The organism is Streptomyces sp. NBC_01190 (assembly GCF_045039895.1).
Lineage (GTDB): Bacteria > Actinomycetota > Actinomycetes > Streptomycetales > Streptomycetaceae > Actinacidiphila.
On sequence record NZ_CP108580.1, the window covers coordinates 5,819,017 to 5,839,204 of the forward strand.

Annotated in this window: 11 protein-coding genes and 1 pseudogene; 9 read left to right on the forward strand and 3 right to left on the reverse strand. The window is 64.9% G+C overall.

What is annotated here, in order from left to right:
- Positions 1–68 precede the first annotated feature (68 nt).
- Both OG519_RS24565 and OG519_RS24570 read left to right on the forward strand, forming a co-directional pair.
- Entirely contained in the window at positions 69–773 is a 705-nt protein-coding gene (locus OG519_RS24565) for a hypothetical protein (protein ID WP_405587869.1), read from the forward strand.
- A 636-nt stretch (positions 774–1,409) separates the two neighbouring features.
- Complete coding sequence (locus OG519_RS24570; protein WP_405587872.1) at positions 1,410–1,682, forward strand: hypothetical protein; 273 nt, start codon at positions 1,410–1,412, stop codon at positions 1,680–1,682.
- 36 nt (positions 1,683–1,718) lie between these two features.
- Here OG519_RS24570 and OG519_RS24575 read toward each other — a convergent pair whose 3' ends face one another.
- The gene (locus OG519_RS24575) at positions 1,719–5,777 is read right to left on the reverse strand and encodes a LamG-like jellyroll fold domain-containing protein (RefSeq protein ID WP_405587875.1); all 4,059 of its coding nucleotides are present in this window, start codon (positions 5,775–5,777) and stop codon (positions 1,719–1,721) included.
- A gap of 794 nt (positions 5,778–6,571) precedes the next feature.
- Here OG519_RS24575 and OG519_RS24580 point away from each other — a divergent pair.
- Together OG519_RS24580 and OG519_RS24585 are read left to right on the forward strand one after the other, a co-directional pair.
- Positions 6,572–13,195 carry a polymorphic toxin-type HINT domain-containing protein gene (locus OG519_RS24580; protein ID WP_405587877.1) on the forward strand — a complete coding sequence of 2,208 codons (6,624 nt, stop codon included), beginning with the start codon at positions 6,572–6,574 and terminating at the stop codon, positions 13,193–13,195.
- A 112-nt stretch (positions 13,196–13,307) separates the two neighbouring features.
- Positions 13,308–13,694, forward strand: a complete 387-nt coding sequence (locus tag OG519_RS24585) for a hypothetical protein (protein ID WP_405587880.1) — start codon at positions 13,308–13,310, stop codon at positions 13,692–13,694.
- Positions 13,695–13,939: 245 nt separating this feature from the next.
- Here the strand turns inward: OG519_RS24585 and OG519_RS24590 are convergent.
- Positions 13,940–14,239: pseudogene (locus OG519_RS24590) on the reverse strand (tyrosine-type recombinase/integrase); the annotation flags it as partial.
- A gap of 722 nt (positions 14,240–14,961) precedes the next feature.
- On the opposite strand from OG519_RS24590, the gene OG519_RS24595 reads away from it, so the two are divergent.
- Positions 14,962–15,381, forward strand: coding sequence for a hypothetical protein (locus tag OG519_RS24595; RefSeq protein ID WP_405587883.1), 420 nt, complete (start codon positions 14,962–14,964; stop codon positions 15,379–15,381).
- Positions 15,382–15,547: 166 nt separating this feature from the next.
- On the opposite strand, the gene OG519_RS24600 is transcribed toward OG519_RS24595, so the two are convergent.
- A complete protein-coding gene (locus OG519_RS24600) occupies positions 15,548–15,772 on the reverse strand; it encodes a hypothetical protein (RefSeq protein ID WP_405587885.1) in 225 nt (74 codons plus the stop codon).
- 485 nt (positions 15,773–16,257) lie between these two features.
- Between OG519_RS24600 and OG519_RS24605 the strand changes: the two genes are divergently transcribed.
- From OG519_RS24605 to OG519_RS24620, 4 genes are all read left to right on the forward strand, one after another.
- On the forward strand, positions 16,258–16,977 hold the full coding sequence (locus OG519_RS24605) for a helix-turn-helix domain-containing protein (RefSeq protein ID WP_405587888.1): 720 nt from the start codon (positions 16,258–16,260) through the stop codon (positions 16,975–16,977).
- 30 nt (positions 16,978–17,007) lie between these two features.
- Positions 17,008–18,168, forward strand: coding sequence for an IS701 family transposase (locus OG519_RS24610; RefSeq protein ID WP_405583131.1), 1,161 nt, complete (start codon positions 17,008–17,010; stop codon positions 18,166–18,168).
- Positions 18,169–18,505: 337 nt separating this feature from the next.
- A protein-coding gene (locus tag OG519_RS24615) for an IS3 family transposase (protein ID WP_405587891.1) occupies positions 18,506–19,710 on the forward strand; the annotation gives its coding sequence in 2 pieces (ribosomal slippage) (positions 18,506–18,746 and positions 18,746–19,710; 1,206 coding nt in all).
- The gene (locus OG519_RS24620; protein ID WP_405587894.1) at positions 19,707–20,105 is read left to right on the forward strand and encodes a polymorphic toxin-type HINT domain-containing protein; all 399 of its coding nucleotides are present in this window, start codon (positions 19,707–19,709) and stop codon (positions 20,103–20,105) included. The genes OG519_RS24615 and OG519_RS24620 overlap by 4 nt, the downstream gene beginning before the upstream one ends.
- Positions 20,106–20,188: the final 83 nt, after the last annotated feature.

Consider the following 20,188-nt stretch of genomic DNA (forward strand, 5'->3'; position numbering starts at 1 on the left):
CCCAGACCCCCTGAGTACCCTGCACACCGGCTCCCACCAGGGCGGATGAACTTTTCGGCAGGGGCAAGGTGCCGGCGGACGACGAGGAGGTCGATCCGCGAGTTCTGGTGAATCCGGGCCAGGCACGCTCTCTGCTGGACGCCCTGTCGTACGTAGGGCTGTACGGTAGGGCTCGGGGAAGGCGGCTGGTGGGGTTCTTCGCGGGGATGTACTACGCCGGTCTGCGGCCCGAGGAAGCCGTTGCCGTGAAGTACCAGGACTGCGTCCTGCCAGCTCACGGCTGGGGCCGGTGCGTGCTGCACGAGACTCGTCCGCAAGCCGGTAAGAAGTACACGGACAGCGGCCGTAACCACGACGAGCGCGGCCTGAAGAGCCGGAGGAGCGGAGCGGTTCGTGTGGTGCCACTGCCGCCACAATTGGTGACGATCTGGAGGCAGAGCGTCGACACGTTCGGTACGGCGGCCGACGGAAGAATGTTCTTCACCGAGCGGGGGCGGGTGCTGGGTTCCAGCGGCTATTGCACGACCTTGCGGGACGCGCGCGTCTTGGCGCTCCCGCCGGATCTGGTGGAATCGCCTCTTGTTGCCCGGGCGTACGACCTGCGGCACTCGGCGCTGTCGACGTGGTTGAACGCTGGAGTGGATCCCACCGAGGTCGCAGAGCGGGCCGGCAACACCGTCGAGACGCTGCTGCGCACCTATGCGAAGTGCCTCTACGGGCGCCAGACGGTCGCAAATGATCGCATCGACAAACTTCTGGGCGAATACGAGTAGCGCGACGCTTCGCCGCGGCTGACACCGTCGCACTCCGTGACGATGCAGGCTCCGTTTCCGCAGCAAGAGAGCCGGGATTTCAAGGCGCTCCAGCAGGGTCTACCGGCGGCACGCCTCGCTCGTATATGTCCTGGGCGTCCGGCTTGTCCTGCCCGGCGGTCTTCCTTCCGCGTCACGAATACGCCACAGGCTGCCGAAAGTGCCCCTCGCTTGGGTGGTCGATGAACCACTCGCGTCTGAAAGTGCCTGGTCAGCGGCCTGGCCGATGGTGCGTGGCGAAAAGTGCAACGGCTCGGTGGCCGTGTGTCTTGGCAAAAATAAAAGCCCGTCAGACTTGCGTTTCCGCAGGTCAACGGGCTTTTCCGGAGTGCCCCCGGCGGGGGACCCGGAACATGGGAACGGGCGGATTCTCTCAGCGGCGGTAAATTGGAGATCGCCGAGAGTTACCGTCTTGGACGGTAAATTGCTGGCGATTCGCCTCCGCTCGAGCGAAGGCGAGCCTTGCAACTCCGGGGCCGCACGCCCGCTTGGCACGGGCCTTCGCCCTGTGGGGCGGCACGCTGGCGTACCCGGCCCTGCAGGCAACCGAACTGGCGGTGATCGCGCTGGCGCTCGACATGCCGGTGGCCTCGATCCGTGTCGCCATCGCGTGGCTCGTCGGCGGCCGCGGGCGTACCGAGCCCGGGCGGTCTCGGCTCCGTGGACGCGGCGCTCGTCGTCGCCCTCGTGAGCGCCGGCTCCCCGATCGGCATCGCCACCTCCACCGTCCTCGGCTGCCGGATCATCATGGTCTGCCTGCCGCTGCTCCCCCGCGGTGTTGATGCCCGGCACGCTCGTCCGCCGGATGCCCCCAATCCCGCGGTGTGCCTACCGCCGCACGGTGTTCCTCTGCTGGGTGGGCCCCTTTGAACGGAGCCCACCCAGAGTAAGGACTTATTCAGGTGCTCAGTTGGCTGTGTTCGATGCCCAGAGGGCAGTTCCGTCGGCGTCGTAGAGGACGAGGTTGCCGTCGGGCTGGAAGAACAGGGTGGTGCTGCCAAGGGTGGAGAGGGTGTTGCTAGCCCATAGGGAGGTGCCCAGGGTATGGGCCTGACCCGTGTAGATGACCAGGTTGTTGTCTTCTTGCAGGGTGAGGACGGCGCCGGTGTGGCCCGCGGAGCCGACGCTCCAGGTGCAGTTGGTGGTGCAGGTGCCGGTCTTGGTGATGGTGAGCTGGCCGGCGGTGAAAGTCATTTTGCCGGCTGCGGTGGTCCAGGCGGTGCCGCTGGCGTAGTTGGTGTCGTCGGAGGGGAACAGTACGTAGCCGGGGGTGCCGGACAGGACTGCGGCCTGGTCGGGGGTCAGGGCGGTGCCGGCCCAGACTTCGGCGTTGGCGACCGCGCCGTTGAAGAAGGACTGGTAGACGCCCTGGTTGAACTGGCGTCCGACGGTGAAGTGGCCGGTGAAGCCGGCGACGGGAGTGTGGGTGAACTCGCCGGTTTCGATGCCGTCGGTGTATAGGGCCATCCGTTTGGTGCTGGTGTTGTAGGTGGCGGTGATGTGGCTCCACGCGTTGAGGTGGACGGCTCCGCCGTGAGCACAGTCCCGGGCCGTGGTGGTGGTGTCGGCCTGGGACATGCAGAAGTTCCAGGTCTTGGTGGTGGTGTCGGCGCCGAGCAGGAAGCCCGAGGTGTGGGCGCCGTCCTGGGACAGGACCACTCCGCCGAGCGCTTTGGGTTTGGCCCATACCGAGACGCTGAAGCTGGCGGATGTGCTCAGCGCGGCGTTGGCGGTCATCGTGGCGCTGCTGGTGCCGTCGAGGTTCAGGTGCGGGTCGAACAGGTCGCCGTCGTCCCAGCGTGAACCGGTTCCGGCACCGGTCAGTGACAGGGGAGTGGCGGCGTTGTCGGCGGAGGTGGTGGCACTGCCGTTGTCGGCGTCGTCAAGGTTCCAGTTGTGTGTGTCCGCGATGATGGTCTGCCCCGGCTGGCTGCCGTTGTGGAACGCGTGCCCGTCGAAGTAGGTGGCGAACGCCGAGCCTTCATCGCTGTCCATCAGCCAGATGTCGGGTATGCCGTCGGTGTTGATGTCGGCTGCTTGCAGCGATGGGGCTGTGCCCCACCCTGACTGGGTGTCGACAGGTGTCGGGGTGTTGCCGAGGGCAAGATCCTGCATGTTGCCCGGGGTGTAGTAGTACATGTGGTCGCCGTCCGCGGAACTGGCGAACATTGCGGGCAGTCCGCCGACGAGGCTGGTGGTGATGGTCCAGCCGGTCCAGTCGCCGGTCCCGGTGGGGTTGGTGTCGCTCAGGTCCTGTGCGCCGTCCCCGCTGTTGTAGGCGCCGGCGGTGGGAAAGGCCGGCTGGAGGTAAAGGCTGCCGCTGACTCGGAGGATGAGGTCGGGGAAGCCGGTGATGTCGTAGCCGTTGGCCGTGTTGAACAGATTTCCGGCATTGGCGACGCTGGAGGCGTGGACACCGCCGACCGTAAAAGCGTCACTGGGGACGTTCACCTGGTCGCCGCTGGTGGGTGAGAGGGGCGAGCCGTCGCCGCTCCCGAACAAGATGCTGCCGACGCCGTTGGCGGGGTTGTAGTCCAGAACGTCGTTGAAGCCTGCTCCGGTGGCGAAGTGGCCAGTGATGGCTTGGGTGCCGTTCCAGTCGCTGGCCGTCCCGTAGGTGTCGAGGCCGGTGCCGGCGGCGCCGATGTTCGTCGCGGCGGCCAGAACCTGGCCGTTCCCCTGGTTGTGGCCGGTGCCGGCTTGGCCACGCGCGAGCCACAGTCCCGGGGGAAGGGTGTTCTGGTGTCCGACGGTGATGAGGTCGGCGATGCCGTCGCCGGTGAGGTCGCCGTCGACAGCGGTGGCTGGTGCTGCTGCGCTAATGGTGCATGCCGCGGTGTCGCCGATGTTCCCGCCGGCCGACAGCGCGGTGACGGTGAGGGTGTCGGTTCCGCGGGTGGGCTTGATGGAGAAGGTGGTCTTGGTGGTGGACACCGGCGCAGCACCGTTGAGTTGGTACAGGTAGCTGCTCGGCGCTGAGCCGGTGGTGGGGTGGATGGTGAAGGTGGCAGCGGTGCCTACTGTGTAGGCGGCGGTGCTCGCTGAATCTCCGCAGGAAGCGCCGGTGGAGTCGGTGACGTCCGGCGCGCCGGGAACGGTGGGATCGAAGTTGAACCGGCAGGTTGTCGAGGCCGAGGCGGCGCTTATCGATCCGTCATTGGCGGTCACATTCCACGACAGCGCCATCACCGAGCCGCCGGCCGCGCTGTCCAGCACGGCCTTGCGGATGTACAGCGATGGGGCGGTTCCGGACGCGGCGGCCACCGTGCCCGACGCGACGGTGGTTCCCGTGCCGGTCTTCCACGTCTGGAAAAAGACCTTGGGCAGCGTTCCCCCGTCGGGGTCGGAGACGGTCGCGTAGAGGGCGACATCGCCGTTTCCGACAGTGGTGACGACACCGGTGCAGTTGGTGGCAGGAGAGGTGTGCGGCTTAGAGGGGATGCTGGGTGGCCGGTCGAAGCTGGTGGACATGCTCATGGTGGCGTGGTCGAACTTCTTCCACCCAAGCCTGTCCGCCTCGTCAGACGCTCTCAGCCCCAGAGTGATCGAGGACGGTGGACTCGACGCCTTGGCGATCGTTTTCATCGCGTCGGAGGTGTCGAAACCGACCGAGGCGGCCGGGCAGTCCGACGACCAGCCGTACGCCACGTCGGGCGCGTCCAGTTTGGTGAGCCACGCGGGCTGGTGGTCCCAGGTGGTGGCTGAGGAGATGCCCCCGGTGGTCCACAGTTCGACGGGCTCGCGGGTGCAGGACGCGGAGTACGTCTCGGTGGCGTAGAAATGTGACTCCTGGATCGTCGCCCCTTTGAGGCGGCTGTCGACCGACAGTTGCGCGAAGGCCCGGCCGGTGTAGTAGGGGGCGTCCCAGCCCTGGCGTCCCACTCGCAGGCCGACGGTGTCGCTGGTCTTCCAGAAACTGGTGTCGGAGCGGTAGGAGTCGATGTACGTCCAGGCCTGCAGGGTTCCGCCGGCGCCGTAGGAGGGATCGATGTACACCGGGTAGACCGTCGCGGAGCCGGTGAGCAGCGAAGAGTCCGGGGTCAGGGTGATAGCGCCATGGCTGTAGTTGGAATCGACCTGCGCGGTGTGCGCGGCTATACCGGGTGCGGAGGGTGTGGAGTTGACCGGTTCCCCGCTGCCGTCGGCCGGTTCGGTCGTGGCGCCAGCGGCCTGCGCCCGGGCGGGCGCGGCGGGCGGCGGGGTGGCGGAGTCCCACATCAGAGGGGCGGGCGCGGAGAAGACGGTCGCCCCGGTGGAGTCATCAGCGGTGATGTTGCCCGCGCTGTCGGTTGCGAGGGTGACACCGCTGACCTGGGCAGCCAGCGTGTTCAGGCTGGTCAGGTCCGGACTGGCCGCTGCGGCGGCGGTCTTGACGACCAGGACATCGGAGAAGCCTCCCTGGGCGTCGGCAGTGACCTTCAGGTCGACATCGGGGATCACATTGGCATAGGTGGCGGTGGCACCGGAGAGCGCCGGAGCGGGCAGCGTGACCGGCAAAGTCAGGTCCAGCGACTTGCCGAGGGCCTTCATCACCGCCAGTGGACCGCCTCCTCCGCCGGACAGTGTGAGCTGGCTGGTGGTCACTGCCGGAGAGATGGAGCCGTCGCTGTTGCGGACGAGGGTCGCGTTGAGCGGTTTCCACTCTCCGGCGACCCGCTTGCGGATCGGCTCGACGCTCTGGTCGAGCGTGAACGACCCGTCGGGGTTGGCGGTCAGCGTCTGTGTCGGTGTGGTGTCGGCGTCGATCGGCACAGCGTTGCCGGTGGACTGGGCTTTGGCCGAAGCTGCGGCGTCGGTCAGCGGTTGCCCAGCCTGCCCCGTTGATCCGGTGCCCGTGCTCTTCGAGGTGGCGTGCGTCGTGGCTGCCTGCGCCAGTGGAGTCGCGCTCAGGGTGATGGCGGTCAGTGTGCCCGCGAGCGCGACCCGCAGCGCGCGTCTGAATTTCTTTTGTGTGGAACCTGACACAGGTGCCCCCCTGGCACTTCCGCGGTCGTTGACCGGCTGGTGGTGGCGGCCTGCTCGGCGCCCGGACGAGACTCGCACGCCCTGGCCAGGACGCAAGGCCTCAGCAGGGTGTGCTGGTCCTGGTTGATCACTCTTGGAGGTATTTCCTTCATTTCACCCACCAAGATTTGATCATTACATGGGGTTTATAAGGAAAATTCTTTACTTGAACTTACTGTTGTCTCTCGTGAACGCTCTGTCATAGTCGTCGCCGTGCCGTGCTGATGATCAGGCCGGTCGCCGAACTGATGCGTCATCGACCGATGTTGCTCTTGGGTGGGGGGTTCGGCGTGAGCCGAGTCATGTGGTTCAGTCGTGGCATTTTGCGTGCCGGTACACCAGGTAACCGGGCCTGGTGGAAGGGACGGTGGGCTCGCGTACTGATCGCGGCGGCCTTCGCGATCTCACTGCTGGCAGGGCCGGGGATCACCGCCGCCGAGGCCAGCGGACGTGCGCCGCTGCCGGCGCCGCACGGGGCAACGCCGGTGCTCGGCGTCAAAACCCTGACCCCCAAACGATTGCGCCCCTCGGAGGCCGCAAACCGCCCCTTCCATGCGGACGCCGTGTCGTGGCCTTCTGCCGCATCGGGAGCCGCGACACTGCCGGCACCGGCTGCCGGACAGGCCGCGGGAACTCGGACCGGAATCTCGGGCACCCCGGTATGGGCCCAGGCGACCAGGCTGAACGACCCCGGAAGCGCGCTGCGACAACTCGACGTACGGGTAATGGATCACAAAGCGGCTTCTGCTGCCGGTGTGTCCGGTGTCCTGTTCACCGTCGCCAACGCCGGCGCCAGCGCGGGCGGTGTGCGGGTCGGACTCGACTACGCCAACTTCGCCCAGGCCTATGGCGGAAACTACGCCGACCGGCTGCACCTGGTTGCACTCCCGGCCTGCGCGCTGACAACACCCCAGCTCGCCACTTGCCGGACCCAGTCTTCCCTTGTCACCCGTCAGGACACGGGCGGTAAGAACATCTCCGCCGTGGTCACCTTGCCCGCGATGACGGCACCCGCCGCGGCAACGTCATCACCGGCACATACCGGAACCGCAATGGTGCTGGCTATCGCCACCGGATCACCCACTGGGGACGGCGGCAACGCGGGGACCTACGGTGCGGATGACCTCAAACCATCGGGATCATGGACCGCGGGGAGTTCGAACGGATCGTTCACGTACAACTACCCGATCACGCTGCCGGGAGCGTCCTCATCCCTGGAACCTCCGGTCGCTCTCTCCTACGACTCCGGCTCAGTGGACGGGCAGACCTCCTCAACCCAGGCTCAGGCGTCCTGGGCCGGTGACGGCTGGCAGACCAACGACTCATATATCGAGCGGACCTTCGAGACCTGCAGCGACTCAGCGGGAAGCACCGCGTCCCCGGACTCCACTGCCGACGCGTGCTACGCGGGCGACATCCTGACACTGTCGTTGAACGGAAGATCGACGTCGCTGGTGTACGACACCGCCGCGAAGACGTTCGTCGCCGCCGACGACTCCGGCGAGAAAGTCACGCATTTCACCGACTCCGGCAACGGATCTGGTACCTACAACACCGACTACTGGACCGTCGCTGACCGCGACGGCACCACGTACATGTTCGGCCGTAACGAGCTTCCCGGCTGGACCAGCGGAAAGCCCACCACCAACTCCGTAGATCATGAACCGGTTTACTCCGCCCACTCCGGAGACCCCTGCTATTCCGCCGCCGGTTTCACCTCGTCGGCGTGCACGATGGCCTCGAGATGGCACCTGGACTACGTCGTCGACTCACACGGCGACGCAATGTCTTATTACTACACCCAGGCCACCAACTACTACGGCCAGGACAACGGAGCCAAGAACACCGCCTATACTCGCGACTCCTACCTGGACCACATCGACTACGGGTACCGTGATGGGGGCGCTTACGGCACCATCCCGGACAAGGTGGTCCTCAAAGCCGTACCCCGGTGCGTCCTGACCACGTGCGCCGCCTTGTCGCAGACAACCGCCGCCACCCAGTACCCGGACGTGCCGTACGACCTGAACTGCGCACAGGGCGTGACGTGCACGAACAAGGGCCCGTCGTTCTTCTCCACGGTGCGGCTGGACTCCATCGTCACTGAGCAGTACCTGGCCGGCGCCCCTTCCAACTACCAACCGGTCGATACGTACAAGCTCGCCGAGAGCGAGCCGCCCACAGGCGATGGCACCTCACCCACACTGTGGCTCCAGTCGATCACCCACACCGGCAACGACACGACCGCGGGTGATCCGACCGCGCCCACCGGCGCACAGACGGTTCAGTTCGAGGGTACCGACCTGCCCAACCGGGTCGACATCTCCAACTTCCCCGCCCTGTACCGCTGGCGGATCACCGGCATTACCTCCGAAATGGGTGGCGACACCAGCATCACCTACGACACGCCCTACCCTTGTACACCGGCTTATGTCGCCACCGCGACTCCGTCCACGAATACCAAGTCCTGCTACCCGGTGTACTGGACCCCCAAGGACTACACCTCAGAAACCCTCGACTGGTTCGAGAAGTACTCCGTCAAGCAGATCCTGGAAACCGACACAACCGGTGGCGCCCAGGTGAAGTCAACCAACTACACCTATACCGGAGGAGCGGCTTGGCACCACGACGACAATGAGGTCGTCAAGGCCAAGTACCGTACCTACGGCCAATTCCGCGGATACGGAACGGTCCAGACCCTCGTCGGGGACGTCGCCAACGATCCGCAGACCAAGACCGTCACCAGCTACTACCGGGGTATGGACGACGACTGGCTGTCGGCCACCTCCACCCGCAACGTGACGCTGACGGACTCCCAAGGCGGCTCCCACACCGACAGCGACCAACTCGCCGGCAACGCTCTGGAGACCACGGTCTACAACGGCGACGGTGGCCCCGTCGACCACTCCACCATCACCTCTTATTGGGTGTCGCCACCGGTGGCGACACGCACCCGCACCGGTATGTCGGCCCTGACCGCGAACTTCTCCGTGCCGGTGGAGACCTTCACTCGCCAGGCCCTGACCGACGGCGGTACCACCCACTGGCAGACCACCGAACGCGACGACACCTACGATTCCGACGACGCCAGCCCCACCTTCGGTCTGCGGTTGCGCAGCTATACCCACACGGTGCCTGTGAATGCCACGTACGACGAGTGCGCGACCACCAGTTACGCACCTCCGAACACGTCCCGGAATCTTGTCGGACTGGTGGCTCAGGAGGAAGCCGACTCGGTCGCATGCGGTGGCTTCACCGAGGGCAGCCCAGCCTCCGTCCCCACCGGATACAACACCCTCACCGTCCCCGCAGCCGTGTCCCGACCGGACCGGGTCGTGTCGCTGACCCAGAACTTCTACGACGACTTCAGCTTCGCGACCACCTTTCCCCAGGCCACCGCACCCACGGCCGGCAACATAACCATGGTCCGTCAGGCGTCGGACTACGCAGGGGGCGCCTTCACCTGGCAGACCATCCAGCGGCAGACCTACGACAGCTACGGCCGACCCGTCGATGTCTACGACGGCAACAGCAACAAGACCACCACCGGCTACACCGTCAACTCAGTCGGGCTGACCACCGGGCAGACGGTCAAGAACGCCAAGTTGCAGCAGTCCTCAGTGGTCTTCGCAACGACCCGCGGCCTGGTGACCTCGGCCACTGACGTCAACAACATCACCACCACCACGCACTATGACGCTCTGGGCAGGGGCACCGCCGTCTGGTTGTACTCGCGGCCCACCAGCGCACCCGCCAACACCCTCAACGTCTACGCCGTTTCGGCCAGCAGTTGGTCCGGCACCACCACCAGCACCCTGAACAACAGCCTCGGCTACGCCACCTCGGTCACCCTCTACGACTCACTCGGCCGGGTCCGGGAGACCCAGGCGCCTACCGCGCAGGGCGGACGCCTGATCACGGAGTCATTCTTCGACTCGCGGGGCACGGTCCGCAAGAAGAACAACGCGTACTGGGACCCGAAAAACCCGCCCGCTCTGGCCATCGTCTCGGACCAGGACTCAAAGATCCCCAGTCAGGACGTCTACACCTACGACGGACTCGGCCGCGTAGTCGTAGACGAGTCCGAGAAGTACTCCGTCACCCAGGAGACCGCCACCACGGTCTACAACGGAGATACCACTACCGTCATCCCACCGGACGGCGGCGTCATCCAGGCCACCACCACCGACCCGCTCGGACGTACCACCGCACTGAAGGAGTACACGTCACGGCCGACCGTCGTGACGCCGGCGAACACCTTCACCGGCATCTGGTACACCACCGGCGGTACCGCCTCCACCACGAACTACGGTTACGACGGCCACGGCCTGCAATCCACCGTCACCCACGCCGGCACTACCTGGACCACTGTCAACAACCTGCTCGGCCAGGCGGTCTCATCGACCGACCCGGATGCCGGAAGCCACAGTTACGTCTACGACGACAACGGCAACCTTGCTCAGAGCACCGACGCTCTCGGCCAAAGCATCTCGACCACCTACGACTCACTGAACCGCAAGACCGCCCAGTACAAGGCCACCACCGCAGAGCAGGCGCCGAGCAACGAACTCGCCTCCTGGATCTACGACAATGACAACGCTGTTACGAACGTGCCCGACCCCGTCGGTAAGGTCACCACCGCAACCAGCTACCACGGTGGCTACGCCTACACCACTCAGTCACTGGGCTTCAACGTCTTCGGCGAGTCCATGGGCGAGACCGTCACCATCCCCTCCGCGGACCAAGGATCCACGCTGGGCAAGGCGTACACCTTCAAGCACACCTACACCACCAACACCGGTCTGCTCTACACCGACGTGTATCCCGCAGCTGGCGGTCTGCCTGCGGAAACCGTATTGCACACCTACGCTACGGACCTCGACCTGCCCAGGGGGCTGTCCGATACCAGCTACGGTTACTCAGACGGCACCACCTACGACGCCTATGGCCGCCCCATTCAGGAAGTCCTCGGGATGGGGAACAACGAGGCCTCGGTCAACAACGCCTTTGACGTCCACACTGGCGCCCTCAACGACCAACTGGTCACCCGGACCACTGCCGTCCCGACCACGTTCGTCGATGAGCAGGCGTACTACTACGACAAGGCAGGCAACACTACCCGTCAGACATCCACCCGCCTCGGCTCCGCCGCCTCCGCCGAGAACCAGTGCTACCGGTACGACACTCTGGACCGGCTCAGCACCGCCTGGACGACCGGAAGCGTCGCGGACGACTGCTCGACCGCTCCCACCAGCGCCGACTCCTCCACCGTCGGTGACCCCCTGGGCGCCTCCAGCGCTTACTGGACCAGTTGGACCTTCACCGCCGCCGGGCAACGCGATACCCAGGACCAGCACGCCACCACCCCCGGCGGCATCGACACCACCACCAGCTACGCCCACGACGGAAACGGCGACCACCAGCCGCACACCCTGACCGGCGACAGCACCACCGGCGCAGCCGTCACGAGCGACAGTTACGGGTACGACGCCGTCGGAAACATGACCACGCGCGACACGCCGGCCGCGGGGGATCAGACCCTTGCGTGGGATTCCGCGGGTCAGCTCACGTCGGTCACCACGGGAACGGCCACGGTCTCGTACATCTACGACGCCGACGGCGCTCTCCTCCTCAAAGTCGACCCCACCTCCAAAACGCTCTACCTCCCCGGCGAAGAGATCACCCTCAATACCGCGGTAACCCCCAACACCACCACCGGTGTCCGCTACCTTCCACTCCCCGGCGGTGGCACCGTCGTCCGCACCGGAACCGGCACCAACTATTCATTCGAGATAACCGATCCCCACGGCACTTCCGATCTCTACCTCGACTCCACGGCTCAGACACCGACCTGGCGCCAGTTCACCCCCTACGGCGCATCTCGCGGTACCACCACACAGTGGCTCGACGACCGCGGCTTCCTCAATCAGCCATCCGACACCACTACCGGACTCACCACCCTCGGAGCTCGCGAGTACGACGCCAACACCGGCGCGTTCATCAGCCTTGACCCCGAGTTCGAAGCCGGTGACCCGGAACAGCTCAACGGCTATGACTATGCAGGCGACAACCCGGTCAGTCACTCCGACCCCACCGGACTGCGTTCCGAGTGCGGACAGAATGGCGACTCGGCGTGCAGCAGCGATGCCAGCCCGGCCGGCGGCGGCAGCGCGGACAACTACCACTGCGGCGACACCGACTCCTGCGGCACGAGCAAACCGTCCACCGGCGGTGGCACCGGGGGTGGCGGCGGGGGCAGCACCGGAGACGCCAGCCAAGATCAGGACACGACATGGACCAACGCCTGGACGCCGCCGGTCAAGGACGCTCAGACGCTGCTGGGATGGTTCTGGTCCGGCAGTAACGGCAACTGGGGTAGCGGGGAGTCCTATTGGGACCCCGTCCACGGCGGCCTCCCGGACAACAAGCTGCACAACGTCTGCTTCGGCCGAACCGCATGCAGCAGGGCGTACAAGTATCTCCTGCACCACATGCACGATGTCGCCGGAGCGAAGGCGATTGCGGCCACCTACTGCCTGACCAACCACTCAACGTGTGCATCCGACGCCCAGGCGCAGGAAGAAGTGGCAAAGGCCGCCAAGGACTTCGTCCAGGCGTTGGCCATGGGCGTCGAAGTCCCAGGTGAGTTCGGCGGTTTCAATCAAGGCGGCGGCGACGCGGCCGGGCCCTGCAGTTTCAGTCCCGAAACGCAAGTCCTCATGGAGAACGGCAAGCCGGAGCAGATCAAGGACATCAAACCCGGCGACAAGGTCGAGGCCGCCAACCCCGACGACGGACAGCACGTCGGCCCGCGGCTGGTCACAGCTACTTATCTACATCTCGACTCCGACCTCGTTGACGTCGTCATCCGCGAACAGTCCGGGGCGACCAGCACGACCCACACCACGAACAAGCACCCCTTCTGGGACGACACCACCCACACCTGGGTGCGCGCGGGCGCACTGATCCCCGGCCACACACTGATCACGTCAACCGATCAGCGAGTCCGCGTCGTCGCGGTCCGACACTTGGCCAGCCCCGCCGAGGGCATGTACAACCTCACCGTCGACCAGCTCCACACGTACTATGTGCTGGCCGGGACCACGCCGGTACTCGTTCACAACACCGGAGACACATGCGGCGTTCCCTATGGAAACGGTGGTGCTAAGGCTCCACAAGCGGCAAGCAAGCGAAATCTGGATGGGGGAATTTACAAGGATCGGGACGCGGCGGTGGCGAAGGCTCGAGAGAAGGTTAACGAGAACACCTCCTCAAGGTTTCGGGAGGAGTGCAGCCCAACCGCTTGTCACGTGCATGTGGACGTATACAACAATCGTGGCGAAGTCCTAGAGACGTGGCATTACCAGTGGCATCGGTAGAAGAATTGACGGGATCATGAGCCCAGCTTCAATGAGAGACGCCGCACGTGATTTGTGTGCCGCGATCACCGAGCACGCGGATTTGTGTACGAGTGAGCCGGAGAATGCACCGATGATTGTCCCGCTGATCGAAAAGATCCGAAGTCTGGTGCAGGTATACGGTGACGTGCTCTTTGAAGGTTCGGGGTGGTCGAATCCGCTACTCGGGATTCAGCAACCGAGCCCCGACGGTAATGGAGTACCGGAAGAGGCAGCAGGCAAAGAGGCCAGTAGCCACGCCCATGGACGGCTCTGGGTTTCCGTCGTCGACCAGCACGCGCTCTTCGTCGACAACCCGGACAGGCTCCTGGAATATATGGAGGCGCGGACAGGAATCAAGCCCGAGAGCGTGACCGACGCCCTTCTGGATCTTTGTGCGGCGGACGGCTGGAAACCGGACAGATATCCGGGGAGTATCCTGGAGACGGACTGGAGGTCCACCGACGTGCACACGGACTAAGTCGTATGCCCTTCAGGTGAGCAAGCGCGAGATCGCTCGCTGAGAAAACTCGCTAACCTCGATCTATCGCGAGGCGACCCCCCCTTCGGATTTGCGGTGGTGTTGTTTTCAATCACCGACGAGGTTTCTGGGACATGGATCATCGACAGCGTTGGGAAGGGCCAGCCCCACGACGTTGGCGATGCCGCGGCAGCCTTGACTGGCGGGGCTTCTGGGCGCCGTGACGGCAGTAGTTGACGGCAACATCAGCGGAAGGGTGCCGCACGAAGTGGTGGTTCGTCGCCGTCGTCGGGCGGGGTGGCGGGCTGGTCGGGGTTGCGGAGGGTGTTGCCGAGGAGGTCTATGGCCTCTCGTTGGAGACGGAGTCGGACGTGGGTGTAGACGGTGGCGGTGACGCCGATGTGGGCGTGTCCGAGGAGCCCTTTGATGACGACGAGTTCGACTCCCTGTTCGAGGAGGAGGGTCGTCGCCGAGTGCCGCAGATCATGGAACCGGATGCGGCAGAGTGCGGCCCGGCGGAGCAGGGTGTTGAAGTCCCGAGCGAGGGTGGCGCCCTCGCCTTCCAGCCCGGTCCCGCCGCTTCGCCTGTCAGGAATGGTTCAGCGTGAGGGTGAGCAAGTCGCACAGGTTTAGCAGCCGGAATATTCAACCCGTCTACGTGCTCGCGCCGAAGTTTGCCGGGAAAATTGACCACTGACGTCAAGCAGGTAGGCTTGGAAGGGTGCTTTTCTTGCTCATCTGGCCTCGGGATGAATTCGATAAGCTCGGATCGGAGAAGAGGAGGATTTTCGCCCTAAGAGTTCGTCGTGGTCCGAGTAAACAGCCGTTCCGTCTTAACTTCGGTTGTCGCGCTTGCGGCGTGATGATGTGTCGCGGGCGCGAGTTTTAATTGAGAATGGGAGCTATGGGCGTTCAAGTATTGCGGGCTAGCCTATGCACGGCGTTCGCAGTAGTGGCGGTCGCAGGGTGTGGTGATAGTGGAACCAGCGGTCAGGCACATGTATTGCCGAAGGTGTCTATGCCGGCAACGGCCTCGGCGGATGCCCCGTTGGCCGTGAATACCATCCCATCCGGTGAATCTAAGGAATTGGGGCAGGGTGATCTGGAGGGATCCGCTGTCGGACCGCAGGATCTTCCGGGGTATAGGGTCGGCACGATACTAGGTCGTGGCGCGGATGGCTTGGAGGTCAAGGTCTCCCTTCGAGACGTGCGGACTCGGCCGCGGGTCACTCCGGCTGTGTGTCAGCCCCTCGCGGACAATGACAACATGGCCAGTAACTATCAACAGCAAGCCCTTATGGAAGAGTCTATTCAGAAAGTCTCCCAAGAGGGCGGCACGATGTCGATGGCACTGGTCTCCTATTCGCGTGCCGATGCTTCCAAGGTGCTCCCGGATCTGGAAGCCGGCCTGCGTGCCTGCTCTGCGTACAAGTCCGCGGGTGACCCAGATATCAGCTTCGAGAAGCCCGAGGTTCTGCCCGCTCCCAAGCTTGGCGATGATGCGATCGCGTACCGGATTACCCAAGTTGTCACCGACAACGGAACGGATCCTGTCCGAGCCCCTTTCGCCTATACAGTCGTGCGGAAGGGTTCCGTGATTTCCTGGTTCCAGGCGATGGCTTTCCCAGGCCAGGAAGCTTCCATCCCCATCGAAGTCGTCAAGGCGCAAGTCTCCAAACTCCCCTGAGGGTCCCGCTCCCTCGATTCGGCATCGACCAGTTGGCAACCGGTGTCTCGCCGAGACGTGCTATCAGAGCTGGCTGAGAGGAGAAACTCTGCCGCGCGTACCGGGACTTTTTTCTGTCGGCCGGTGCAAGGGGGGCTGGCCTGTGCGCTACCGGACCGTCTGGAGTTCACCAGCCGAACACCGACGGTCCGGATCGCTGGTCAGCGTGCTGGAGCACTTTGCGGTCGTAGAGGCTGCGGTTGCTGGATTCTTCGAGAAGGTTGGGAGATCCGCACGCAATATCGGCGGTGCAGCCTGGGCGTTGATCTTCGCGGCCTCCTTTGCAGGAGATCACCGGCAGGTGGCCAGGAACATGGGAACGGGGAAAGTCGGCGAGTAAGTTGGAGATCACCGAAGCTTTCCATCTCGAAGGCTAAATTGATGGCGATTCACCTCCGCTGGCGCGGAGACCGGCGCGCCTCGCGACGGCACACCGTGACCCTGGCCGGCTCACCCCCGCTCGCGTGGAAACACTGTTCTACCTCAGGCTCTGGCTGAGCCTCGTGCTGCCCGCGGCGTTGGCGATGGGTGACTGCCAGGCACGATCGAGCACTGAAAAGTAGGTGCACCGACCACCTCGCCCAAGAGAACGGTGAAGGTCGTAACGACTTCCCGATGGACGGCTCCAACCAACTCCGGTCGATCGCCAGCCGTCCCCTCCCTCTGCTCTGACCACGTCAGCATCCCGTCCAGCAGAAAATTCATGGCCAACACGTGCAGGGCTTGTTGCAGCAAAGTGTGAGGCCGTCATACTGCTGAAAAGCTTGTGACCTGTGGCAACGCTGATCCTTCGCTCGAAGGCCGCTTGTTGCTGTTGCGCAACATACAAACCGCTTGATGGCTGCTCAAGTTGAGTGGAAGTCTTCTGGGGTGAGAGGAAGAGCGAGCCATGGCCCACTCGGAGCGTCGCTCCGGAAGGCGCGCGAACGGGCCGGCCTCAGTCTTCGAGCCGCAGCGGCGGGGACCGGGATTTCGTATTCGACGCTGTCGCGAATCGAGAACGGCCTCCTCGCCATGCCCTCATTCGATACCGCTGTGGCTGTTGCTCGCAATGTTGGGTTGGACGAACGGGAAGCGCTGCGATTGGCAGGATGGTTGGCGCCTCCAGGCTCCGCCGAACTGGCAGACCCGGGACTGAAGCGCGCTCTATCAGGGCTGCGGCTCAGCCCGGGTGCGGTGAGAGCCCTGCGGCAGGTGCATTTGCGGGAGCTGGCTTCCGAGTTCTCTGCGGGCCTGGGTGCCGGTCGCCCGGTAGACGTGCGGTTGGCCGCGAAGCAGCTAGGACTTGCCCTGATGGCGTCGTGCCGTTCAGAGGCAGGGTTCGCCAACGACGGCGAGTCCTACCGGATACCTGCGGTTGCTGGCGACAGCCAGATGGCCCAGAGACTCTGGAGCGCCCACGGCGTAGCACACCAGTTGATCGCACATGACAGCCGGACGGTGCCGGTGTGCCGACCGCAGGAGCGGGCCTCTGTGGCGGAGCGGGAGGCAACCTACGTGACCTCCCGCGTTCTGGTGCCCGCAGCCCCCCTAGTACTGCAACGGCGTTTGGTGTGACTGGTGGCCAGGACAGTCGTTGATCCGATTATGGGTGGGGAACTCGGTGAGGTCAGGACGTGGGCAGCGGGTCTGGGCGAGTTGCACGAGCGGTTCGTGCACCGATTCGCTCGGTCGGAGCCGCGGGAGTCGGCACTGGCCTACATGCAGGGGCTGATCGCTCCGTTGGAGCGGAAAAACGGCTGGACGCTCGCGGAGGAGGCCGGCCACGCGGCTCCCGACCGCATGCACCGGCTGCTGAACCGGTGCGACTGGGACGCCGATGAGGTCCTCGACGACGTCCGCGATTACGTCGTGGAGCACCTCGGCGACCCGGACGCGGTGCTGATCGTGGACGACACCGGATTCCTGAAGAAGGGCGTCCGCTCGGCCGGCGTCCAACGCCAATATTCGGGCACCGCGGGGCGGACAGAAAATTGTCAGGTCGGTGTCTTCCTCGCCTATGCCGGAGAACGCGGCCGCACCTTGATCGACCGCCGCCTGTATCTGCCCACGTCATGGACGGACGACCGCGAACGCTGCCAGGCTGCCGGCGTCGGCGACGACGTCGCCTTCGAGACCAAAGTCGTCATCGCCAAAGCGATGGTCCGACGCGCGATCACCGAGAAGATCCCGTTCCGGTGGGTGACCGCGGACGCCGCCTACGGCTTCTCCAAAGGCTGGCGGACCGAACTCGAGCAGGCTGATGTCTTCCACGTCATGGCCACCACCCGCCACGACACCGTCGTCACCCGCTGGGCCATGGACCACCCGGTCCACGACCTGTTTCCCCACCTGCCCCGGCAGAAGTGGAAACGCCGCTCCTGCGGCAACGGCGCCCACGGCCCACGCGTCTACGACTGGGCCAGGGTCGAGGTCCGTCCCTGGCACCGCGAGGACCGCCGGCACTGGGTCATCGCCCGCCGCAGCATCGCCAGGCCGCAGGAGATCTCCTACTACATCGCCTACTGCCCCGCCGAGACCACGCTCGATGAGCTGATCCGCGTCGCCGGCAGCCGGTGGGCCGTCGAGGAATGCTTCCAAACCGCCAAGCAGGAATGCGGCCTGGACGATTACCAGGTCCGCCGCTACCCCGGCTGGCACCGCCACATCACCCTCGCCATGGCAGCCCACGCCTGCCTGACCGTCCTGCGGGCCCGCGCGCTCGACACGGAGAAAGCAGAAACGGATCCTCCCAGCTCATCGGCCTGACCCTCCCCGAAATCCGGCGACTGACCACCCGCCTGACCCGGCCCCGCGCCAACCTCATCGACCACGTCCTGCACTGGTCACGCTGGCGCCGCCGACGACAATTCCAAGCCCGCATCAGCCACTACAAACGACGCGGCCACACACCACCAGAAACTGCCCACACATCAGAACAAAGACCGTTGCAGTACTAGGGAGTGTCCGGCGGATCATGTGACCTTCTGACCGGTCGCTCGTTGGTTCGGGCATGGGTCGGGGGGATCTGACGAACTGAGATGGCCCCCGCGGCGTGGACACACCTGACAATGGATCTTGTTGATCCTGGAAGGTGTAGATCTCTGTGGCACGGCCCTCGAAGTACAGTGCGGAGTTCCGGTCCGACGCGATCGCGTTGTGGCGGGCCTCGGCCGGCAGGCGGACGTTCAAGGACGTCGCGGACGATCTGAACGTCAACCCGGAGACGCTGCGGACCTGGGTGCGCGATGCGGACGCACCGTCGGCCGCCGCTGGCGCGTCCGGCGACGCGGAGGGTGAGCTGGCCCGGCTGCGGGCGGAGAACGCCCGGCTGCTGAAGAACGAGAAGGAATGGCAGCTGGAGCGGGAGATCCTGCGCCGGGCAGCCGCCTATTTTGCCCGGGAGATGAAGTGAAGACCGCCGCTTGGGACTTCATCTCCGGCCATGCCGGGATCTTCGGCGTCAAGCGGATATGCCGGGTGCTGGAAGTCTCCCGCTCGGGCTACTACCGGTGGATCGCCGGCGCCGACGCGCGGGCCGGGCGTCAGGCGCAGGAGGACGCCCTGGTCGACGAGATCCGCGAGATCTACACCGAACACCGCGAGACCTACGGCGCCCTGCGAGTCCACGCCGAGCTGCGCGGGTTCGGCCACACGGTGAACCGCAAGCGGGTCGCCAGGCTGATGCGCAAGCACGGCATCGTCGGCCGCCACCTGCGGAAGAAGAAGCGCACCACGGTCCCGGACCGGCTCTCGCCACCGGCGCCGGACCTGGTGCAGCGGGACTTCACCGCTGGTGCCCTGGACGAGAAGTGGTGCGGCGACATCACATACGTACAGGTCGGAGCCGCGTGGCTCTACCTCGCCTGCGTCATCGATATCCGCTCGCGCCGGGTGCTCGGCCACTCGATGGCCTCACACATGCGCGCCGAACTCGTCATCGACGCACTCCAGGCCGCCGTCGACGCCCGCGGCGGCGACGTCACCGGGGTGATCTTCCACGCGGACCGCGGATCCCAGTACACATCGGCCGCGTTCGCCCAGGTCTGCCACCGGCACGGCGTCCGCAGGAGCATGGGCAAGGTCGGCTCGAGCTATGACAACGCCCTGGTCGAGAGTTTCTGGCAGGGACTGAAGCGAGAAACGACGTACGGGAGACTGTTCATGACGATGCGACAGGCAAGGCTGGAGATCTTCCAGTGGCTCACCTACTACAACGCCCGACGGCGCCACAGCGCGCTGGGCTACCTCTCCCCGGCAGAGTTCGAACAGCAGCACCACAAGACAGCTAAACTCTCACTCGCAGCATGAACTCCTGTGTCCACACTCCGGGGGTCACCTCAACCTCGAAGCACCCCTTCTGGGACGACACCACTCACCAGTGGGTACCCGCGGGCAAGCTGAAGCCCGGGCACGCCCTCAACACCGACAAGAATCTCCACGCCAAGGTTCTGTCACTCCGCACTACCCCTGGCGCTGCCAACCGGTGGAACCTCACCGTCGCACAACTGCACACGTACTATGTGCTGGCGGGCAGTGTCCCGGTACTCGTTCATAACTCGAATACCTGTGGGCCCACTTACGAGAATCCAGGACATCACGACCCGACGGGCGGCCCGAACCCCTATAACCCTGCGAAAGGCGTGCTGCCAGCTGACGCGGAGGAGCAGTTTGCCAACAGTGTCCAGGTCGGCAAGGTGCGATGAACCAAGATTGGATCTGGGAAAAAGGCCGTGTATTACCGTTACTCCCAGCACACCGACGATGTGTGGCACTTCAGTGGAAGTAG